This window comes from Peribacillus sp. NPDC101480 (assembly GCF_050277335.1).
Taxonomy (GTDB): domain Bacteria; phylum Bacillota; class Bacilli; order Bacillales; family DSM-1321; genus Peribacillus.
The window spans coordinates 456,522-476,361 of the sequence record NZ_JBNNSB010000002.1 but is presented as its reverse complement, the minus strand read 5'-3'; the positions used below and the strand labels follow the sequence as shown (position 1 = coordinate 476,361).

Sequence of the window (19,840 nt, the reverse complement as noted above, 5' to 3'; positions counted from 1 at the left end):
TTTTTTATTAAATATGCTGGCTGGTTTATGTTAATAATCATGAAATGGGGAATGTCACTATGGAAATGTATGTAAAGGAATTGGGGAACAAAAGAATTCAAATTGCAGATTATCCTGGAGAGAAAGGGCCAATCATAGCCATACATGGTTTAACGGGTAATCATAAGCAAATGCATTATTATGCAGAAATGTTAAAAGGCGAGTACAGAGTCATCTCGATTGACTTAAGAGGGAGGGGAAATAGTTCGAGGGCAGATGTACAGTCTTCTCTTTTTAAACATGCAGAAGATGTAATTGAGTTAATTCAAGAATTAAAGGTTGAAAATCCGATTTTGATAGGGTATTCAATGGGAGCCTTCATCTCAAGCGTTGTAGCCAGCAAATTAACCTCGGTACAGGCATTGATATTATTGGATGGTGCGGCCATTTCCTCTCAACAACAAAGGGACATCGTACAACCATCACTAGGCCGATTAAGTAAAGAATATGAATCTCAGGAAAGTTATATTGCTGAAATTAAGGAAATCTATAGCCGTTTGGGTATCAAATGGACGGATCACCTGCAAAGTGTGGCGGAGTATGAGGTTCATGAAGTGGATGGTCACTGGGAGAATAAATCATCAGAAGATAGCATTCTTAGGGATTTTGATAGTTTTTATTCTTTTGTCCCTAAAGAGATTTGTAGACAAATTTCCTGTAAAACGTTATTGGTGTATGCCAGTGGGAAAATAGGGGAATTTCCTCCATTATTTTATGAAGAAGCCTATGCTGATACGAAGAAATATACGCCTGATATCGAAATGATCGTTTCTACATGTAATCACTATACAATGGTGTTTGAAAATAGAGTGGAGATTAACGAAGGAATAAAATCTTTTTTAAAACGAATTTGATTTTTTGCAGTTATTTTTAAAAAAGATATTGAAATTAACAGAAAATAGTGTAATATTAAGAATATATAAAAAACTTAATTATTGCCTATTCATTAGCTATTAAAAAATAACCTTTTTTAATAACAACTAGTGAACAACTGGCTACCTTAAACACCTGCTGTCATTTATTGATAGTAATGTTTAGGGTAGCCATTTTTGTCGTGATAATGTAAACGCTTAATGAATTTGGGGGTTTTATGGTTGAAAATCATTGATTTAACATTGGAACTTTACGATGGTCTAGTTACAAATAATGATTTACCTGCAATAGGCATTAAAGATGAACCTCTTGAACAAAAGGGGAAATCTGATTCACTTCCTAGAGGATACCGTTCCAAGTTGATTTCTTTTTCTGACCATAGTGGGACTCATGTCGATGTGCCTTCACATTACTTTGAAAACGGGGAGTCGGTTGAAAACATCAATCTGAAGAATATGTTTGGTGATGCCCTCATACTGGATGTAAGCATGTTAAAAGCGACACATGAACCGGTTACGAAAGCTTTACTTGAAGAGGCGGAACGCAGGCAGGGGGTGTATGTAGAAAAAAACGATATCGTCCTCATCAGGACATGGGGGAAATCATGGGGGGAAGAAGGCTTTTTTGAAGCGCAGGCCTTAGATGATAGTGTGGCCCAATGGTTTATTGAAAAGCAAATACATATTGTCGGTTTGGATTTGCCCAATGCCGATTTGAACCAGGACTCAGAAAGCGGAATTCATCAAAAATTACTGAACCATGATATATATATCGTTGAAAATCTAGTGAATCTTGAAAAATTACCTAAGCATTCTCGCTTTCTTTTTTTCGGGATCCCTTTAAAACTAAAAAATGCAACAGCCTCACCTATAAGGGCACTATCGATACTTGATTCACAATTAATATAAAGAGGTGCAGACGAATGAGCGAGGGATTATTGTATTTCAAAGAAGTTTATGATGTTGTACCAGGCTGGGTGCAAAAAATGCACGATTATAGCCCCAATGCACTTGATCACTATACCAACTTACGCAGTAACATCATGCAAGAGGGAGCCTTGACGAAGAAGGAGAAAGATATATTACTGGTAGGCATGAATGCTGCGAGGTTGTATGAACGAAGTATGGTGTACCATACAAAAGGGGCAATCGATGGCGGGGCAACATTACCGGAACTGGTAGAATATCTAATAGTTTCATACTTATATAACGGAACAGAAGCATTAAAAACAGGAATGAAGTCTTTGGAGTATGCTCTTACACTTAAAGGCATTCGATATCCCGAAATAAGTGGCCATCAAGGAACAGCAGAAGAAATCCTGCTTTATATGATTGAACTATTAGGGGATGAGGAGACGGGATTCGTCTCGAATGTTTTGAAACTGGTTAAATCGGAAGACCAAAACTCCCTCAAAGATTATATATTAAGTGATTCAGTGGTTTCAAAAAGGCTAAAACATCTCCTGATGACAGGAATATTCATTACAGAATTAAAAGGGGAACAGGTTGGGGAATGGATGGAGGCGGCAAGGTTAAATGGAGCCTCGGAAGAACAATTAGCTGAAGTGGGTCTGATTTGCTTATTGACTGCTGGAATACCTGCTTGGTTTGAGGCAAGTGATTCATTGATTGAAAATAAGTAACGTGAGATTGGTGGGGAAAACATGACGAAAGTACATCAAGATATAGAAGCAGCTTTATCTTGTGTGAAGAACGGTCATACATTAATGGTAGGTGGATTTGGCTTGATCGGTGCCCCTCTTACATTAATAGATGGTTTGGCCAAAAAGGATGTAGCAGGCTTGACGGTAATCAGTAACAATTTAGGCGAGAAAGGAAAAGGTCTGGGAGTTCTCCTAAGCCAGAAGAAAATAAAAAAGGCGATTGGTTCTTATTTTACAAGCAATCGTGAAATTGGGGAGGTTTACCAACGCGGGGAAATTGAATTAGAACTATTACCACAAGGGACATTAGCGGAATCCATTCGTGCTGGCGGTGCTGGCATAGGCGGTTACTATACGAAAACGGGTGTAGGGACCGATTTAGCTAAAGGAAAAGAAGAAAGGGAAATAAATGGGGCTACATATATTTTTGAACCTGCCATAAGAGCAAATGTAGCTTTGATCAGGGCATGGAAGGCAGATACACTTGGTAATCTTGTTTATTATAAAACGGCTCGAAACTTTAATCCGGGAATGGCAACAGCCGCAGATGTCGTAATTGCGGAAGTGGATGAGATAGTTGAACCTGGAGAACTCCCGCCAGAAGAGATTGTAACACCGCATCTATTCGTCGATGGAATTATTAAGGCAAAGAAAATCCTGACGAAGGAAGGTGTCAAAGTTTATGAGTGACAAAGAATTAATGCAAAATATGATAGCAAGACGCGCGGCAAAAGAATTGACGGGTCCTTGTATAGTGAACCTTGGAATCGGGATTCCGACCTTGGTTGCAAAGTACATTGATGATGAAAATGTTTTTTTCCATACGGAAAATGGATTGTTGGGAGTTGCTGATGTAGAGGAAGATGAAATCGATCCCAATTTAGTTAATGCAGGCAAGTTGCCAGTAGGGGAATCGATTGGTGCATCATTCTTTAATAGTGCTGAATCGTTTGCAATGATCCGTGGAGGACACATTGATGTTGCCATCTTAGGTGTTTTGCAGGTAGGTCAAACCGGGGAAATTGCAAATTGGGCGGTACCAGGCAAGAATATCATGGGTGTTGGAGGAGCGATGGACCTGTTGGTTGGCGCCAAAAAAGTGATCGTGACCATGACACATACAAGTAAGGAAGGTAAAAGTAAGGTTTTAAATGAATGCACCTACCCGATTACTTCCACTAGAAGCGTTGACTTGATCATCACCGAGTTGGCAGTCTTTGAAGTAATTGAAAAACAGTTGAAATTGATTGAATTAATGCCAGGTATAACGATCGAAGAAGTAAGAGCAAAAACAGAAGCGAATTTTATCTATTAAATGTTAAAAAGGTGGATTAAATGAAAATACGTTCAGTTGATGTATACATTATTGATTTACCCACAATTCGTCCTCATCAGCTTGCCATGCATACGATCGTGGAACAAACGATCATTCTTGCCCGTGTCATGGATGAAGAGGGTGCGGAAGGTTGGGCGGAAGTGGCGACAATAGGCGGGGCTTCATATGGTGAGGGGACACCTGAGGCGATCAAAGTGAATATTGATACATATATCGCCCCGCTTATCATTGGAAAAAACCCCGTCCATTACGACAAAATCATGCATGAAGTTTCACTAAATGTTAGAGGAAACAATTTTGCGAAGGCTGTCGTTGAATCAGCCATGGTGGATTTAGTAGCCAGAAGGAGAAACATCCCTGCTTATGAATTATTCGGTGGACAAATTCATAAATCATTGCCGGTGGCATGGACTTTGGCAAGTGGGGATACGAGTAAAGATATCGAAGAAGCGAAAGAATCCTTACACCAAAAACGTCATAATATCTTTAAATTGAAAATTGGCAAAGGTAATCCATATAAGAATGTGGAGCATGTATTGAAAATTATTGAAGCCGTGGGAGATCAAGCACGCATTACTGTTGATGTTAATCAAGCATGGGATGAAACAACGGCTATTTATTGCATTGAAGCTTTACAGGAAGGCGGGGTTTCCATGGTCGAACAGCCGCTGCCAGCTTGGGATAATGAAGGGATGTCAAGATTGACCAATCGTTTTAAGGTCCCGATCATGGCCGATGAATCATTGAATTCATTACAAGATTCATTCCAAATAGCTAAACATAGGGCAGGTAATTCCTTCGCCTTGAAAATATGTAAACATGGAGGGATGACCCAAACGAAAAAGGTGGCTGCGATTGCTGAAGGTGTAGGCTTTGGTTTGTATGGAGGAACGATGATTGAATCATCATTAGGAACGGCCATTTGTGCACAACTTTATTCAACCATTCCAAAATTTGAATTCGGTACAGAATTATTTGGACCGTTACTTTTCAAAGAAAATATTACGCTAAACGAAATAAAATATGAGAATTATGAAATAATCATCCCGGATGGTCCAGGATTTGGCATGGAGATGGATATGGAAAAGGTAAAACATTTTTCAAGAGGTCTTTAATTAATATAAACTGGAATGGGGATTATGGAACTCCCACTGGTTTATGCAAGTAATCTTGAGAGGATGTAGTTTTATATGGGACAGCCAACTTTATTAATCACGGCCTATGCGAAGGCACCGCAAAATACGAGCATGTATGAAAATTATAAATACGCTGGGATGGTACTGGAAATTCACAAAGAAAGTCACATAATCATTAATGCAGAATTTACGTTTTTAACAACTTTGGCCCAGGATTTTTTTAAGCGAATGATAGTTGGTTTTGATTTTAGTAAAGATATTGATTCCTTAATAGAGAATATTAAAACGGACTTTTTAGCTCCATCGCAGCAGTCTGTGATTGTTGCCCTGAAAATAGCTCACCAAAGATATAAGGATAGTTTAGAAGAAAGAAATAAAAATAGCAGGAGGTAGAAAATTGAGCAATGTAGTAATAATAGACTCGGTTCGCACCGCTATAGGGAAATTAGGGGGAGCATTGGAGAATGTTCCTGCCGATTTCCTGGCAGCTGCTGTCCTTGATGAAGTTATCAAGAGAGCGGATATTCCTAAAGAGAGTATTGATGAAGTGATTATGGGACAAGCCAAACAAAGTTCAGACGCGTCAAATTTGGCAAGAGTTGCATCACTCCGGGCAGGTTTTCCTGTAGAAGTACCAGGTTATACCGTACACAGACAATGCGGATCCGGCATTCAAGCGATCAATTCTGCCAGTCAACAAATTCAATGCGGATTTGGGGATGTAATCATTGCAGGCGGAGCGGAATCAATGAGCACGGCCCCATACTATATGAGGAATATCCGTTTTGGATTGAAATCAGGGAATGGACAGTTATTGGATCCGAATACGGAAAGCCAGCCAGGTTCACAGCCCGTTGAAGATTACGGGATGTTAACGATGGGAATGACAGCAGAAAATCTGGCTGAAAAATATTCCATTTCAAGGACTGAACAAGATGAATTTGCTTTAAGGAGCCAAGAAAATGCAAAACGGGCAATTTCTACTGAAATATTTACGAAAGAAATCGTTCCGTATCAAATTAAAACGAAAAAAGGGTTAATGGAATTTAATGTGGATGAGCACCCAAGAGAAACCAGTCTGGAAAAGCTGGCTAATTTAAAACCGGTTTTCAAGAAGAATGGAACGGTAACCGCTGGAAATAGTAGTGGTAGAAATGATGGTGCATCCGCTCTGATACTTATGTCGGAAGAAGCAGCAAAAAGGCGTGGTAAAAAGCCGAAAGCAAGAGTGATTGCTCAAGCGGCAGCAGGCATATCACCAAATTTCATGGGGCTTGGGCCTGTCAACTCCACCTTGAAAGCGCTTCAAATATCAGGGTTGAAACTGAATGATATTGATTTAATTGAACTGAACGAAGCCTTTTCTGCACAAGCTTTGGCAGTAATCAAAGAATTGAGGCTTGATATGAATAAGGTGAATCCTAATGGCGGTGCCATTGCCATGGGACATCCAATTGGTGCCACTGGAGCAATTTTAGCAACCAAGTTGATACATGAGTTAGAAAGAACCGGAAAAAGATATGGGCTAATCACATTATGTATAGCAGGTGGATTAGGAATCAGTACCATCATTGAAAATCAACAAATATAAAAACTTAAAAAAATTGGAGGAAGTATTATGAAGAATCAAAAAGTAATCGACGTTTATAATGGATTGGTAGTTAAATTCAAGGAATTAGTTAGCGAATACGAAATTGATCACAATGACTATCAAGCTCTTGTTGATTGGATGGATCAATTAGGCAGGGCAGGGGAAATTCCGTTATTTATGGATGTTTTCTTTGAAACTCATGCACTTCAGGAAATGTATAAAAGTGTAAAAGGAACGGAACCTACTATTCTAGGACCTTATTACATAGAAAATACGCCAGTCGTTCAAAATCCCGGAGTGTTGCCACAACGTGAAAATGAACCAGGTGACGTCCTTTACTTTTCAGGATCTGTTAAAGATGTTAATGGAAATCCGTTGTCAAATACCAAAATAGATATGTGGCAGGCTGATACAAACGGTGAATACTCATACTTCGCTGAAGGTATTCCAGATGATAATTTACGTGGTGCTTTTTATACGGATGCGAATGGTAATTTTGAAATAAAAACAGTTGTACCGGGTAATTATTCAATTCCAACAGATGGACCTTCTGGTCAATTCTTAAAGTGGATTGATCATCATTCATTTCGTCCAGCACATTTGCATCTCTTATTCCAACCGGAAAATGGCGATAGATTAGTAACACAAATATATTTTGAAGGCGATGAATATTTAGAAAATGATGTTGCACAAGGTGTTCGCGGAAGCTTAATTACAAAGTTAGAAAAACATTCCGGTGCAGAAAAAGGATTGAAAAATGATTATTATAAGGCTCATTTAGATTTTGAACTTAGATTACAAGATAAACCTGTTTTCAATAAGGCTGTCGTGAAAAACTAATCATCGATAAGAATATACATGTGAAGATTTTCTAAGAAGGATTTTGTTCCCTTAGGTAATAAGAATACTAAAGATGCTTTGTTAATGGGCAATTCCAATGAAGATTATCTGATTTTTCCGATTATTTTCCGAGTTTCTATTTTAGAACTCGGAAAATACATTCGAAACCGATATTTTATGATGGGAGGCGGAAAATGCGTAGTGTAGTAGCTTCGGATATCATTGCTGTCAGTAAATTTAACCGCTTTCATTTACTTGTTTTTCTTTGGTGTTTTTATGCCATCGCTTTCGACGGGTATGAAATAGCCATGTATGGTGTGGCTTTGCCTTGGATGATGGAAGAGTGGGATTTAACTTCCATTCAGGCAGGGGCAGTCGGCAGTTATTCCTTATTCGGCATGATGATTGGCGCCCTGATTTTAGCACCGATCGCAGATAAATATGGCCGGAAGAATGTTCTCGTCATTTGTATGATTTTGTTCAGCATATTTACCTTGGGGGCAGGGATTGCACCCAACCTCACATGGTTCACAGTAATGCGTTTCATTGCTGCAATTGGAATGGGAGCATTAATGCCGAATGTTATATCGCTAATGACTGAATATTCCCCAAAACAAAATCGGGCCATCATTGTAGCTGCGATGTATTGTGGCTATTCAATCGGTGGAATCATGGCATCATTAGTGGGAATGTATATCATTCCTTATACGGATTGGCGTGTATTATACTTTATTGGAATTTTGCCATTACTTACACTTCCAATATTCATGAAGCAGTTTCCTGAATCCCTTTCCTACTATTTAGCAAAGAAGGAAATTGGGAAGGTTGTTGAAATCCTCAATAAAGTCAAACCAGAAGGGGATTTTAAAGAAACAGACGATTTCAGGCTTAGTGAAGCTGAACAGAGGGGAAAAGGATCTCCAGTAAAAAAACTATTCACGAACAAACGGGCATTCAGTACGGTTTCCATTTGGGTGGCTGTGTTCTGTACATTGATGATGGCTTACGGATTAAATACCTGGCTTCCAAAAATGATGCAGGATTCCGGATTCAGTATCACCTCAAGCCTTTCATTTAACCTGGTTTTGTGCCTTGGTCAAATTGGAGGTTCCTTAGTAGGCGGTTATTATGCTGGAAAAATGGGCCATCGTAAAATTCTTGTTACACTATTCTTATTAGGGGCCGTTACCTTTGTCGCATTGAGCGCTACGACTAATAACATCGCGGTATATTTACTGATTTTTATGGGGGGTGCCTGTACTGTTGGTGCCATGAACTTAGCCAATCCGTATATCACAGAATATTACCCCCGTGAAATCCGTACGACGGGTATGGGCTATTCGCAAGCTATCGGCAGGATTGGCTCAATTCTCGCTCCCACTTTAATTGCCTTTCTTCTGTCAACAGGCATGGATCCGAAGGTGGCTTTTGCTACATTTGCGCTGCCAAGTATCATCGCAGCGGTCGGTTATATTCTGGTCCAAGAAAAACATGGATCTTTTGACAGGGTAGTCAAGGAGGACAATGAAGAGGTAGAATCAGAGAAGACTGTAACTATTTAAAGAAATGATTCACAATTCGGAATACAATCCCCTTAGTTGTTTAACATTGCAGCAAGGGGATCTGCAATTCAATGGTTCTAGGGGCTGCTCTTGAAAATATTAAACTCATGTTGTAAGTAAAGGAAGGAAACATATTGGCATTTATAAAATTTCAATAAAAATTTAGTAGAACGATGTACTAATATTGGGCAATAGGTTAAGGGGGAAAAATATTGAGCTCAGAATTAAAGGCAATAATAGAAGATCGCACATCGGAACCGGTAACTGACAGATCAAAAAAAGGAAAACAGAAAACTGTTCGATGGTTCATCTTATTTCTAATTGCTTTAGTCACGTGTATTAATTACATCGACCGTGCCATCATTTCGCTTGCTGCTCCGAATATTCAAGCCGATTTACATATTGATCCGGCTATGATGGGTATCATATTTTCCGTATTTGGCTGGAGCTATACCTTCTCCATGCTATTTAGCGGCTACTTTCTTGATAGATTCGGTCCTCGAAAGGTATACACGGTTTCCCTCGTTTTATGGTCTGTATTTACATTCATGGTAGGAACCGCGAAAAATATATCGTCACTTATTACATATCGCATAGGACTGGGTGCCTTTGAATCTCCCTCCATACCTACTAATGCCTGGTGTGTATCCGAGTGGTTTCCTAAAAAAGAACGTGCTACTGCTGTAGGGATTTATACGGGTACCCAATATATTGGGTTAGCCTTCCTGACTCCAGTTTTTACTTGGATCATCATAACCTTTGGTTGGAATTACCTTTTTTATATCGCCGGAATCATAGGGATTCTCATTGGATTTGTTTGGTATGGATTCTATCGGAACCCTAGGGAACATATGCGGATTTCTCAGGAAGAGCTAAACTATATCAAAGAAGGCGGAGGGATGATCGGAACTGAAGAGAAGCATCCTTTCTCCTGGAACCGAATAGGCCAACTGCTTAAACACCGTCAAATTTGGGGAATGTTCATCGGGCAATTTTCCATTCAAACTACTTTGTTTTTCTTTATGACTTGGTTTCCATCCTACTTGATCGATGAAAAGGGAATGACGATGTTGAAAACTGGAATTTATGCGAGTATTCCTTACATCGTAGCCATATTAGGAACCCTCATTGGCGGCCGATGTTCCGATTGGATGCTGACACGCGGGGTATCAACAGGAATGGCACGTAAACTTCCCATCATTGTCGGATTGTTACTGTCTTGTTTGATTCTTGGAGGGAATTATACGGATTCACCAAACATAGTCATCACCTTTATGGCGATAGCATTCTTTGGACAGGGGATGGCATCAACAGTTACCGGAGCACTTTTAGCTGATATTGCCCCGAAAGGAATGGTAGGCCTAACGGGTTCCTCACTATATTTTGTAGCAAACATTGGAGGGGCATTATCTCCGTTAATCGTCGGTTTAATCATTAGTGCGACACATTCTTATGCAGCAGCGTTAACCTTTATATCCGTAGTGGCCCTAATTGGCGCTTTTGCTTATATCTTCCTTCTCGGAAAAGTACAGCGTATAGAAATCACAATGAAAAAATAAAAGGAGAAAGGCGGAATTACATTGAAACTGAGTTTATGCACTACAGGATTTAAAGAATGGGACATAGAGGAAATAATAAATTGGCTGCTTCCGTTGCAAGCGGATGTTAAAGGACTTGAATTATGGAATAAACATATAGAACGATTTCAGGAGAAGCATGGACCACTGGACAAGTTAGCCAAATTACTTGAAAATAATGATTTACAAATACCATCCATTAGTGGATATACGACTTTTTCGAAACTCTGGAACCAAAAAGAACATCAAAACGAAATCAATCAAGCAAGAAAATTGTTAGATATGGCCCATCAATTGAACTGCCCATTAATACGGACTTTCGCAGGGCATATAGCATCAAGGAATGCCTCACCGGAGCAATGGTCGGAAACCGCTACCGAATTAAATAAATTAGGGCAAATGGCCGATCTCTATGGAGTGGATGTAGCAATAGAAATTCACTATGACTCTTTTGCTGATAACCTCGAAGCTATTCAAAAGCTTTTAGAAGATATTGACCATCCACGGATAAAACTGATTTTCGATGGTGCTAACTTATACGTTGATCAATTGAATCCGAAGGAGGTATTGGAATCCATCTTCCCCCATGTCAGCCATGTACATTTAAAAAATTATCACTACAATCATAAAGAGCGATATAAAAACAAACCAGCCCCCATTTTTAGTGGGGATGTTGACAATATTCGCTTACTCGAAGAATTGAGAAAGCGGAATTATACAGGCTTTGTTTCTCTGGAATATTTCGGTCAGGAAGGAATGCCTAACTTGCTTGCCTCATTAGAACAATGGAAACAGCAACTGGCATATTGATTTCTTTACGTTTTTTAGCTGAAAGATATACGATAGGATATCAACTTTTATTAAAAATGCTTCTTGAGCAGGATATTCCATCATGACAGTCGAACATCAATTGGTATAAGAGCGGTCCAATTAAAAGAAGCTGAATAGGATGGTGAATATGCAGAATCATGAGCTGGAACAAATCATAAAAAATGCGGACAGGGCAATAAATAATGAGAATTTCGATCATTTAATGGAGTTCTATTCAGAGGATGCAACTTTAGTTGTCAAACCTGGAACATTTGCAAAAGGGAAAGCGGAAATCCGTCAGGCATTCATTGCTATCGCTGAATACTTTAACCATAGTTTAATCGTCAATCAAGATAAGATGGCAATAATCGAAACGGGTGATACGGCATTGGTTGTGGCAAAAGCCCAGCTAAGTGCCAATCAAAAGGAAGACTCCGAATTCTCTATGGAAAGAACCGCGACATATGTATTTAAAAAAGATTCCACCGGTACATGGCGCTGTATAATCGACAACTCTTATGGTGCTGAAATAATTGAAGAATTGAAGTAATAAGTGAAAGCTGCCGTATTTGGTGGCTTTTTATCTTTTACAACTAGATTACATCTGTATGTAAAAAATCGCCTATGTATAGAAGTGATGCTGAAATGAAGAAATGATTGTACCAATAATAAGAACAACGGCTACAATCAAAACATAAATTTACGACAAAAAAAGAAGACGAAATCTTTAAGATATCGCCGTCTCATATAATAAGGGTTTATAATTTTCCCTATGTTCAATTGTCGCTTATTTTAAAGCTGATAAACTTCTGCTCCATCATTTCTTGCATCGCATATTTGACGCCTTCTCGGCCAACTCCGCTGTCCTTCCAGCCACCATAAGGCATATTATCAATCCGGTAAGTTGGGATATCATTGATTACGACTCCACCTGTTTCCAAGCGTTCCGCCGCATAAAAAGCTCGTTCTATACTCGGAGTCATCACTCCTGAGTTCAATCCGTAACGCGAATCATTTGCATCATTGATGGCATCATCCAGCGTATCGAATGGGAAAATGCAGACAATTGGACCAAATACTTCGAAACGAAATACCTTTGAGTCACGATTTACATTGGTTAAAACGGTAGGTAAAAGTACATTGCCTTCAACTGTACCGCCGCACTCAATTTTTGCTCCTTCCTGTACTGCCTCGTCAATCCAACTTTGTAATCGTTCCAATGATTTTTTTGAAATAACCGCTGTAATATTTGTATTTTCGTCCAGTGGGGAACCGATGACAAGCTGTTTTGTTGTACTTACGAATCGATCTAAAAATTGTTGGTATAGTGATTTGTGAACATAAATTCGTTGAATCGAGATACACACCTGACCATTATTCGTAAATGAACCCATCACACTTCTTTGAATGATTTTATCGATGTCGACTCCTTCATCAATGATGAACGGCGAATTAGATCCGAGTTCAAGGGTAAGCTTACGGAAGCCTGCCTGCTGCTGGATAAGGTGTCCGACCTCTACACTGCCTGTAAAAGTCACCTTTTTTACATGTGGATGGGTCGTCAATGCTTCACTTAAAACATCCCCTTTGCCCGGTATGATGTTCAATACTCCATCTGGCAACCCTGCTTCTTTAAAAATATCGGCAAGAACCAATGAACTCAACGGGGTTTGTTCGGCAGGTTTTAACACAATCGAGTTTCCAGCCGCAATAGCTGGACCAACTTTATGTGCGACCAGATTAAAGGGAAAGTTAAATGGGGTAATCGCAGTAACGACGCCAATCGGGGTGCGAACCGTGAAGCCAAAACGGTTTACCCCGCCAACTGCCGCATCCATCGGGATTTGTTCTCCATAATTGTTCTTGGACGCTTCTGCAGCAAAACGATAGGTCTGAACCGTACGATTCATTTCTTCACGAGCATTTCGAATCGTTTTCGCCGCCTCTAGAGAAATGATTTTCGCAAGCTCTTCACTGCGTTCTTCCATGATTGCTGCAGCTTTAAATAAAATTTCTGCTCGTGCATGAGCCGGGTAGGATCGGTATTTCTGAAAAGCGGCATTTGCCTCAACAATCGCTTCAATGGCATCCGCTGGTTCAGCCTGTCCGATTTGTGCAATTTCTTCATTTGTATGGGGATTGAATAAGGGCTCATACGATTTAGCCTCCCGCCATTTGCCACCGATCCACAATTGCCACTTTTTCTTCATTTGACATTCCTCCAATAATACATGCTCTTTATAATTTACAAATATAATCACCTAGTGTTTTCGATAACTTTACATTTTCCGAATAATCGACATCCACATCAATCAAGACAATTTCCTGACTTGAAATCGCTTCTTCTAATGCATGAAGCAATTCATCGGAGTGGGTTACTTTCACTCCTTTAACCCCAAAACTTTTTGCGAATCCTAAAAAGTCTGGGTCTGTAAATTCAATCGCATTCGTACGATCAAATTTATTCAATTGCTTCCACTCGATAAGGCCAAATTTTGAATCATGGAAAATGACAATAACGAAGGCAAGACCCAGACGTTTGGCAGTTGCCAATTCAACCCCATTCATCAGAAATCCACCATCCCCTGTAACCGCAATGACAGGTTTATCAGGCTTTGCCAATTTGGCCGCAATGGCACCGGGAACCGCAATACCCATTGATGCAAAGCCATTAGAAATGATAGTGTGATTAGGCTTTTCCGGCTGATACATCCTGGCAATCCATAATTTATGGGCGCCCACATCCGAAATGACAATGGCATTCCCTTTTTCTGCCTTTTTTATATCGGCAATAATTCGCTGAGGGATGATAGGGCTTCCTGATACATCATCAGAAGAATGAAATTTCTCAATGATTTGAGACCTTAACTTTTTCACTTCTGGCCAAAGCTCCTTTTTTGCTACACCAGTAGTCAGGGCTTCAAGTGCCTCAGTAACATTTCCGATTAATTCAGCTTGAACGGGGTAATAGGCATCAATCTCAGCCGGTCGGGCATCAATATGAATAATCGGCTTCATTGCCTCAACGTTCCAATACTTTGGCAAATACTCGACGAAATCATAGCCGACGGTGATAATAAGATCGGCCAAATCAAACCCACATAGAACATAATCCCTTGCTTGCATCCCTACTGTAAAAAGGGTCAATGGATGGTCAGAAGGTAAAACTCCTTTGGCCATGAACGAATTAACAACGGGAATCTGCTTCTCTTCTGCAAATTTCCGTAAGTACTCAGCAGCTTCATCACGGACTACGCCATTACCAGCTAGAATAATAGGTCTTTTAGCGCGATTTATTAATTCGACAGCTTTTTTGATTTCTTCCTCGGCTGGGCGGGATCTAGGCATTGGTGTAACCGGAAGTGGTTCACCTTCTGTATCCATCAGCGCCACATCTTCCGGGAGTTCTATATGAACAGCTCCTGGCTTTTCTATGACTGCAGTCTTAAATGCTTTACGGATAATTTCCGGAATCGTATGCGGCACCTTAATTTGTTGATTCCATTTCGTTACTTCCTCAAAAACTCCAATAATGTCCACATATTGATGTGACTCCTTATGAATTCGATCAAGGCCAGCCTGACCTGTAATCGCGACAACAGGGGAATAATCCAGATAAGCATTTCCTATACCTGTCAATAAATTAGTTGCACCCGGTCCCAATGTGCCCAAGCAGACGCCAGGCTTTCCAGTTAGCCGGCCATATATGTCTGCCATAAAAGCTGCAGCTTGTTCATGATGAACCAAGATAAATTCAATGTCAGAATCTATTAGAGAATCAATAAGATCCGTATTTTCCTCACCAGGTATCCCAAAAATATACTGAACCCCTTCATTCTCTAAACACCTTACAAACAAATCAGATGCCTTCAAATTATTCCCACCTCGACTATTTCAATTTTATCTCCCTATATGTTGGCTTTGCCCACTAGAAATTATGTACTTGCGGGATATTAAAACCATTTCGAACATTTACAACTCTATATACAATTGTCATAACGAGAGGGGAAAATTGGAGTCGTTTCTAATCTATTTAATAAAAATTGACCGAAATCAGAAGCATCACGCAATACTACAGTTGCGCTATTTTTTAGAAAAAGTCGTCCCGAAATTTCGGTGAAGAAGGCCTTTTTGTTTGGAAGTTTCGGTTGTAATCAAAATAGATAGTGGGAGAGCAAATGATTAGCTTTGAGGTTAATCATGAGCTGTTTGAGACGCTTTACATTCAGAGGGTAGAAGAACACCTAAAGTTGCACTGCTTCATTCATTTTCGATTAAAGGATTCTAAGTGATTTTTAATCAAACTTTTTTCAAAGAAACATATTATATGGATTATAGTTTTTTCAAGTCTAAACGGGAAAGGAAGAATGAGCATGAAAAAGTTTAATGAGTGTCGTAGCATTAGTAGCTGAGTTGTTGGTTCCTTCTTCTACATTTGCAAGTGGCTGGGATTACTTAGGAGAAGAAACTCTTTATTCTAATGGTGCTGAAAGTCATGTGTATACCTCTACTGGTGGAGATTATAAGATTTGTCGCGATCCTTACGTGGGTCCAGCAGGAAAGTTAAAAGTTGAATTATGGGAGTACGATCCTGATAGTTATAATGATCATGTAGGAACAAGATATATAGAACGAGGAAAATGTGGGTATTTCTGGGGTATTGGTAATTTTGTTGATGGTGGAAATGAAGCGGAATTTTTTGCGAAATCAAGGACTGACAGTGATTTGCATTTAATCTTTTTTTATTAAATCACTAACTGAATGAAAAAAAAAACAGGTTGTACACTTGATTCCACTGGCTATCTAGAGTTAGCTTTTTGTGTGGATTTGAAAAAAGTTGTACTGTTTATAAAAAAGTCGTATTGTTTTGAAAAGAGTTTAACCGTATATTAATAAGAAAAACCGAAATGATCTAATTTCGGTTTTTCTTAATGAACTAAAGGGGCAGGTTAGTTAAAAAAACGCTATTCTTTTTGTAGAAATATACAGAAAGGATGGCGTTTTTTATGAGTTTTTCTGTCACGAAATGAATCTTTATTTTCAAGAACTTCACGCCTATTTCTCTCTATCTTCTCTACAACAATTAGCTAAAGAAGTTGATTTTGTTCAACAAAGTAAATATCAAACGCAAGAATTCTCTATGGAAAGAACTGCGACATATGTATATAAAAAGGATTCCAAGGGTACATGGCGCTGTATAATCGACAACTCTTGTGGTGCTGAAATAATTAAAGAATTGAAGTAATAAGTGAAGGCTGCCGTATATGGTGGCTTTTTATTTTAAATTGTTATAACTTGCTTAGAAATATGAAAACTAGAATGGATAGTTGATGATGTTTAATTTAATAAGCAATTGAAGCTAATAAGAGTATTTGTATGCATGTTAGATTCAATAGACGGCTCATAACTCTATTTGTCATAAAAATAATTTTCCATGTAAAAAAATTTTAACACATTTTCTGGTTTAATAGATCTTTGCTATGACAATTTTGAGATTTCCCTTTTATTTTCTCCTTTTTTCTTATCCTAATGTTCAAATTCCAATCTGGCACGCTGCTTGCAATTACTAATAACGAAAGCTAATTAAAATTATTGGAGGTAGGGAAATGATAGAGCGTCAAATTCAATTTTATAGTGAAGGTTACAAATTAGATGGCACAGTGTATCTTCCAGACGATTATAAAAAAGGAGAAAAAAGACCGGCTATTATTCCGAATTCTGGATATCAAGGGTTTAATGAATTTTATCCAAAGTTATTTGCGAAAAATTTAACAGCGGCAGGTTATGTCTGCTTAGGATTTGATTATCGGAGCTTCGCAAAAAGTGAAGGTGAAGAAGGTCGCGTTATTTTGGATGAGCAGGTAGAAGATATTCAAAATGCGATAACATTCCTCTCCCTCCAGGAAGAAGTAGATTCAGATAGAATAGGATTAATAGGATGGGGTATGGGCGGTTCGAATGTGGTCCGTGTGGCCGCAAGAGACAAACGGGTTAAGGCAGTTGCAGCACTAAATGGTTTTTATAATGGCCAAAGATGGTTACGCTCTATTCATTCCTATGTTGAATGGAATGAAATTTTGAAAACGATTGAAAAAGATCGAGAACAACGGGTATTAACTGGGAAGTCCCAACTTGCAAGTACGTTTATTCATTATCCGCTTGATCCGGCCACAGCGGATTATGTTGAAAAGGAACTGGCCGTTCTGTCCCCATTTGGTAAGCAGACAGTATTGCAGTTTACAGACTCAATAATTAGCATGAACGCAGAAGAAGAAGTGAAAAATGTAACGGTCCCGCTTTTTATTGCCCATGGAAAAGAAAACTTATTACATCCACTTGATGAGGCAAATGAACTGTACGAAGCAGCAAATGAACCGAAAAAACTTTATATAATAAATGGTAAGCATAATGATTTCATGTATCATGAGCATGAAGTTTTCCAAGATTTAATTGAAACGCTTAAAGCTTTCTTTGGTGAAATTCTAATAAAAAAGGAAGAAAATATTAAAGTCATCCAAATGCAAGGGTAAAATAGATAATCGCGTGACAGGTGGCAAATTATTTTGTCATCTGTCTTTTCATATTTTGAATCAAAAGGAGCCACTTTATGGATAATAAGCATCCTTTCAAAGCAGCCATTATTGAGTTTAATCCACTATTAAATCAATTGGACAACAATATTGATCATTTGCTTGAGGCGGTAACAGAAGCAGCGAAGAATGGAGCCAAATTGATTGTCACACCGGAAATGGCTACAACAGGCTATCATTACGAGAATCGTCAGTCTATACTTCCATTTGCAGATACGATCCCGGGGAAAACCACTAAACGTTTTGAAGAAGTCGCAAAATTTTACGATACACATATTATCATAGGAATGGCGGAGGTAGATGAAGAAGACGGACTTTGCTATAATTCGGCTGCGCTTGTGGGTCCTATGGGATATATCGGAAAATACAGGAAAGTGCATCAATGGGCAACAGAAGATAGCTGGGCACATTGGGGGGACATGGGCATTCCGGTATACGAAACGTCTATTGGGAGGATTGCAGTCATTATTTGTATGGATTCAAGCTATTTTGAATCGGCCCGGATCGTTGCTGTGAAGGGAGCGGATATTCTTTGCTTTCCGACGAATTCAACAGGTGGATCGCTTTCGATGCTGCAGGCATGGGCTGAAATGAACGGTCTGTACGTCATTGGTGCGAATCGTTCCAATACAGAAACCGATTACCATATGATCGGTGCAAGTGCCATTTGGTCACCTTTAGGTAGGAAACTTGCTGAAACCCCATACGTAGAAAAAAGTCACGCGAGAGGTGAGACAGTTATTTTATATGCGGATATTGACCCTGCTTTATATGAAAATCCCGCAAAAAAAAGAATGGAAAAACGAAAGCCAGACCTATATTCTGATTTAATGTTGCACGTCGGACCTTGGGAGTATAAAAAATCACCATCAAAGCAAATGGATACCGGGACTTATGAAAAAAAGACTTCTACTGCTTTATTGCAGTATGAACCGGTAATAGGAGATAAAAAAGAAAATCTTAAGAAAATAAAAAACCTCCTGGCGGATGCTAGCTTCAAGGCTAAAAAACAAAAAAGCTTGTTATCACTAGTTATTTGCCCGGAACTTTCCTTAACAGGTCCCGTTAATTCACTTAGCCCTGAGGAAATCCGGAAACTTGCTGAACCCATATATGGAGAAACCATAAGAGAAATGAGAATGCTTTCAACTGAATATCAAATTAATATCATTTTTGGTATGATAGAGGAAGAAAAGAATCTCCTTTATAATACAGTGGTTCTTCTGACGCCAGAGGACGATAGGGTTACCAAAGCCCGTAAAGTTCATTTGTCAGAATCGGACGAACGCTGGGCCTCTGCCGGTTGGGAATTGGTTGTAGCAAATGTAACGGATATAGGGCGTGTGGGCCTTATAGTCGGGTGTGATGCTGCATATCCTGAGGTAGCGGGCATTATTGCCGTAAAACGTGCCGATTTTATTACCATCCCCTCATGCTGGCATGGTGAATTTGGTGCAACACTGGCGCTTCCTGAAAAAATGATGGAAAATAAGTTTCCGATAAATTCGATGACGACATGGGACGCCACGGCAAGATTTTCGCAAACAAAAACACTCATTGCTAATTTTATAGGTACAGATATCGATTGTAAAGGTGGGAGTGCCCTTTATACACCTGATCCGATTTATGGAAGTGACATGCCCGTAGTTGCCTCTTCTCACAGTGAAGAGGTATTGATAGTGGCTAATTCTAAAATGGAACAAAATTGGTGGTTTGATCAACATAAGTTATTACTATCAAGAAGGCCGATTTTTTATCGGGAACTGGTAAAGAAGTTACAAATGTAAGCGCTTCGAGTCGTTAGTAAACTTTAATAATAGGTA

At 39.2% G+C, this 19,840-nt stretch carries 18 protein-coding genes; 16 read left to right on the top strand and 2 right to left on the bottom strand.

All coding sequences use genetic code 11. From position 1 onward, the window contains the following. Nucleotides 1-59: 59 nt before the first annotated feature. The 13 genes from ACQKMF_RS09835 (at nt 60) to ACQKMF_RS09775 (ending at nt 11,977) form a co-directional block, all read left to right on the top strand. Entirely contained in the window at nt 60-893 is an 834-nt protein-coding gene (locus ACQKMF_RS09835) for an alpha/beta fold hydrolase (protein WP_230176500.1), read from the top strand. Between the two features lie 240 nt (nt 894-1,133). Continuing rightward, complete coding sequence (locus ACQKMF_RS09830) at nt 1,134-1,820, top strand: cyclase family protein (RefSeq protein ID WP_157830962.1); 687 nt, start codon at nt 1,134-1,136, stop codon at nt 1,818-1,820. Between the two features lie 14 nt (nt 1,821-1,834). Then, nucleotides 1,835-2,554, top strand: a complete 720-nt coding sequence (locus ACQKMF_RS09825; protein WP_048687690.1) for a carboxymuconolactone decarboxylase family protein — start codon at nt 1,835-1,837, stop codon at nt 2,552-2,554. Nucleotides 2,555-2,575: 21 nt separating this feature from the next. Next, nucleotides 2,576-3,265, top strand: coding sequence for a CoA transferase subunit A (locus tag ACQKMF_RS09820; RefSeq protein WP_402942179.1), 690 nt, complete (start codon nt 2,576-2,578; stop codon nt 3,263-3,265). Further along, nucleotides 3,258-3,890, top strand: a complete 633-nt coding sequence (locus tag ACQKMF_RS09815) for a 3-oxoacid CoA-transferase subunit B (RefSeq protein ID WP_402942181.1) — start codon at nt 3,258-3,260, stop codon at nt 3,888-3,890. Before ACQKMF_RS09820 ends, ACQKMF_RS09815 begins: the two co-directional genes overlap by 8 nt. Before the next feature lie 20 nt (nt 3,891-3,910). Then, entirely contained in the window at nt 3,911-5,026 is a 1,116-nt protein-coding gene (locus ACQKMF_RS09810; RefSeq protein WP_260357306.1) for a muconate cycloisomerase family protein, read from the top strand. Nucleotides 5,027-5,101: 75 nt separating this feature from the next. Beyond that, complete coding sequence (locus tag ACQKMF_RS09805; protein WP_048687694.1) at nt 5,102-5,440, top strand: DUF3870 domain-containing protein; 339 nt, start codon at nt 5,102-5,104, stop codon at nt 5,438-5,440. 4 nt (nt 5,441-5,444) lie between these two features. Then, nucleotides 5,445-6,638 (top strand): thiolase family protein, encoded by a 1,194-nt coding sequence (locus tag ACQKMF_RS09800; protein ID WP_402942183.1) that lies wholly within the window; start codon nt 5,445-5,447, stop codon nt 6,636-6,638. A 27-nt stretch (nt 6,639-6,665) separates the two neighbouring features. Then, nucleotides 6,666-7,478 (top strand): dioxygenase, encoded by an 813-nt coding sequence (locus ACQKMF_RS09795; protein WP_402942185.1) that lies wholly within the window; start codon nt 6,666-6,668, stop codon nt 7,476-7,478. A 194-nt stretch (nt 7,479-7,672) separates the two neighbouring features. Continuing rightward, the gene (locus ACQKMF_RS09790; protein WP_402942187.1) at nt 7,673-9,040 is read left to right on the top strand and encodes an MFS transporter; all 1,368 of its coding nucleotides are present in this window, start codon (nt 7,673-7,675) and stop codon (nt 9,038-9,040) included. 212 nt (nt 9,041-9,252) lie between these two features. Then, a complete protein-coding gene (locus ACQKMF_RS09785) occupies nt 9,253-10,599 on the top strand; it encodes an MFS transporter (RefSeq protein WP_260357312.1) in 1,347 nt (448 codons plus the stop codon). Nucleotides 10,600-10,620: 21 nt separating this feature from the next. Beyond that, entirely contained in the window at nt 10,621-11,427 is an 807-nt protein-coding gene (locus ACQKMF_RS09780) for a sugar phosphate isomerase/epimerase family protein (protein WP_170971535.1), read from the top strand. A gap of 148 nt (nt 11,428-11,575) precedes the next feature. Next, nucleotides 11,576-11,977: a YybH family protein gene (locus tag ACQKMF_RS09775; RefSeq protein WP_101221742.1), complete on the top strand. Its 402-nt coding sequence runs from the start codon at nt 11,576-11,578 to the stop codon at nt 11,975-11,977. Between the two features lie 226 nt (nt 11,978-12,203). On the opposite strand, the gene ACQKMF_RS09770 is transcribed toward ACQKMF_RS09775, so the two are convergent. Both ACQKMF_RS09770 and ACQKMF_RS09765 read right to left on the bottom strand, forming a co-directional pair. Beyond that, a complete protein-coding gene (locus ACQKMF_RS09770; protein WP_101221743.1) occupies nt 12,204-13,637 on the bottom strand; it encodes an aldehyde dehydrogenase family protein in 1,434 nt (477 codons plus the stop codon). 28 nt (nt 13,638-13,665) lie between these two features. After that, on the bottom strand, nt 13,666-15,300 hold the full coding sequence (locus tag ACQKMF_RS09765) for an acetolactate synthase large subunit (protein WP_427572816.1): 1,635 nt from the start codon (nt 15,298-15,300) through the stop codon (nt 13,666-13,668). Between the two features lie 513 nt (nt 15,301-15,813). On the opposite strand from ACQKMF_RS09765, the gene ACQKMF_RS09760 reads away from it, so the two are divergent. The 3 genes from ACQKMF_RS09760 to ACQKMF_RS09750 all read left to right on the top strand — a co-directional run bounded on the left by ACQKMF_RS09760 (nt 15,814) and on the right by ACQKMF_RS09750 (nt 19,804). Next, complete coding sequence (locus ACQKMF_RS09760; RefSeq protein WP_427572814.1) at nt 15,814-16,176, top strand: hypothetical protein; 363 nt, start codon at nt 15,814-15,816, stop codon at nt 16,174-16,176. An 857-nt stretch (nt 16,177-17,033) separates the two neighbouring features. After that, nucleotides 17,034-17,957: an alpha/beta hydrolase gene (locus ACQKMF_RS09755; RefSeq protein ID WP_427572812.1), complete on the top strand. Its 924-nt coding sequence runs from the start codon at nt 17,034-17,036 to the stop codon at nt 17,955-17,957. Between the two features lie 77 nt (nt 17,958-18,034). Further along, a complete protein-coding gene (locus tag ACQKMF_RS09750) occupies nt 18,035-19,804 on the top strand; it encodes a nitrilase-related carbon-nitrogen hydrolase (protein ID WP_427572810.1) in 1,770 nt (589 codons plus the stop codon). Nucleotides 19,805-19,840 lie beyond the last annotated feature (36 nt).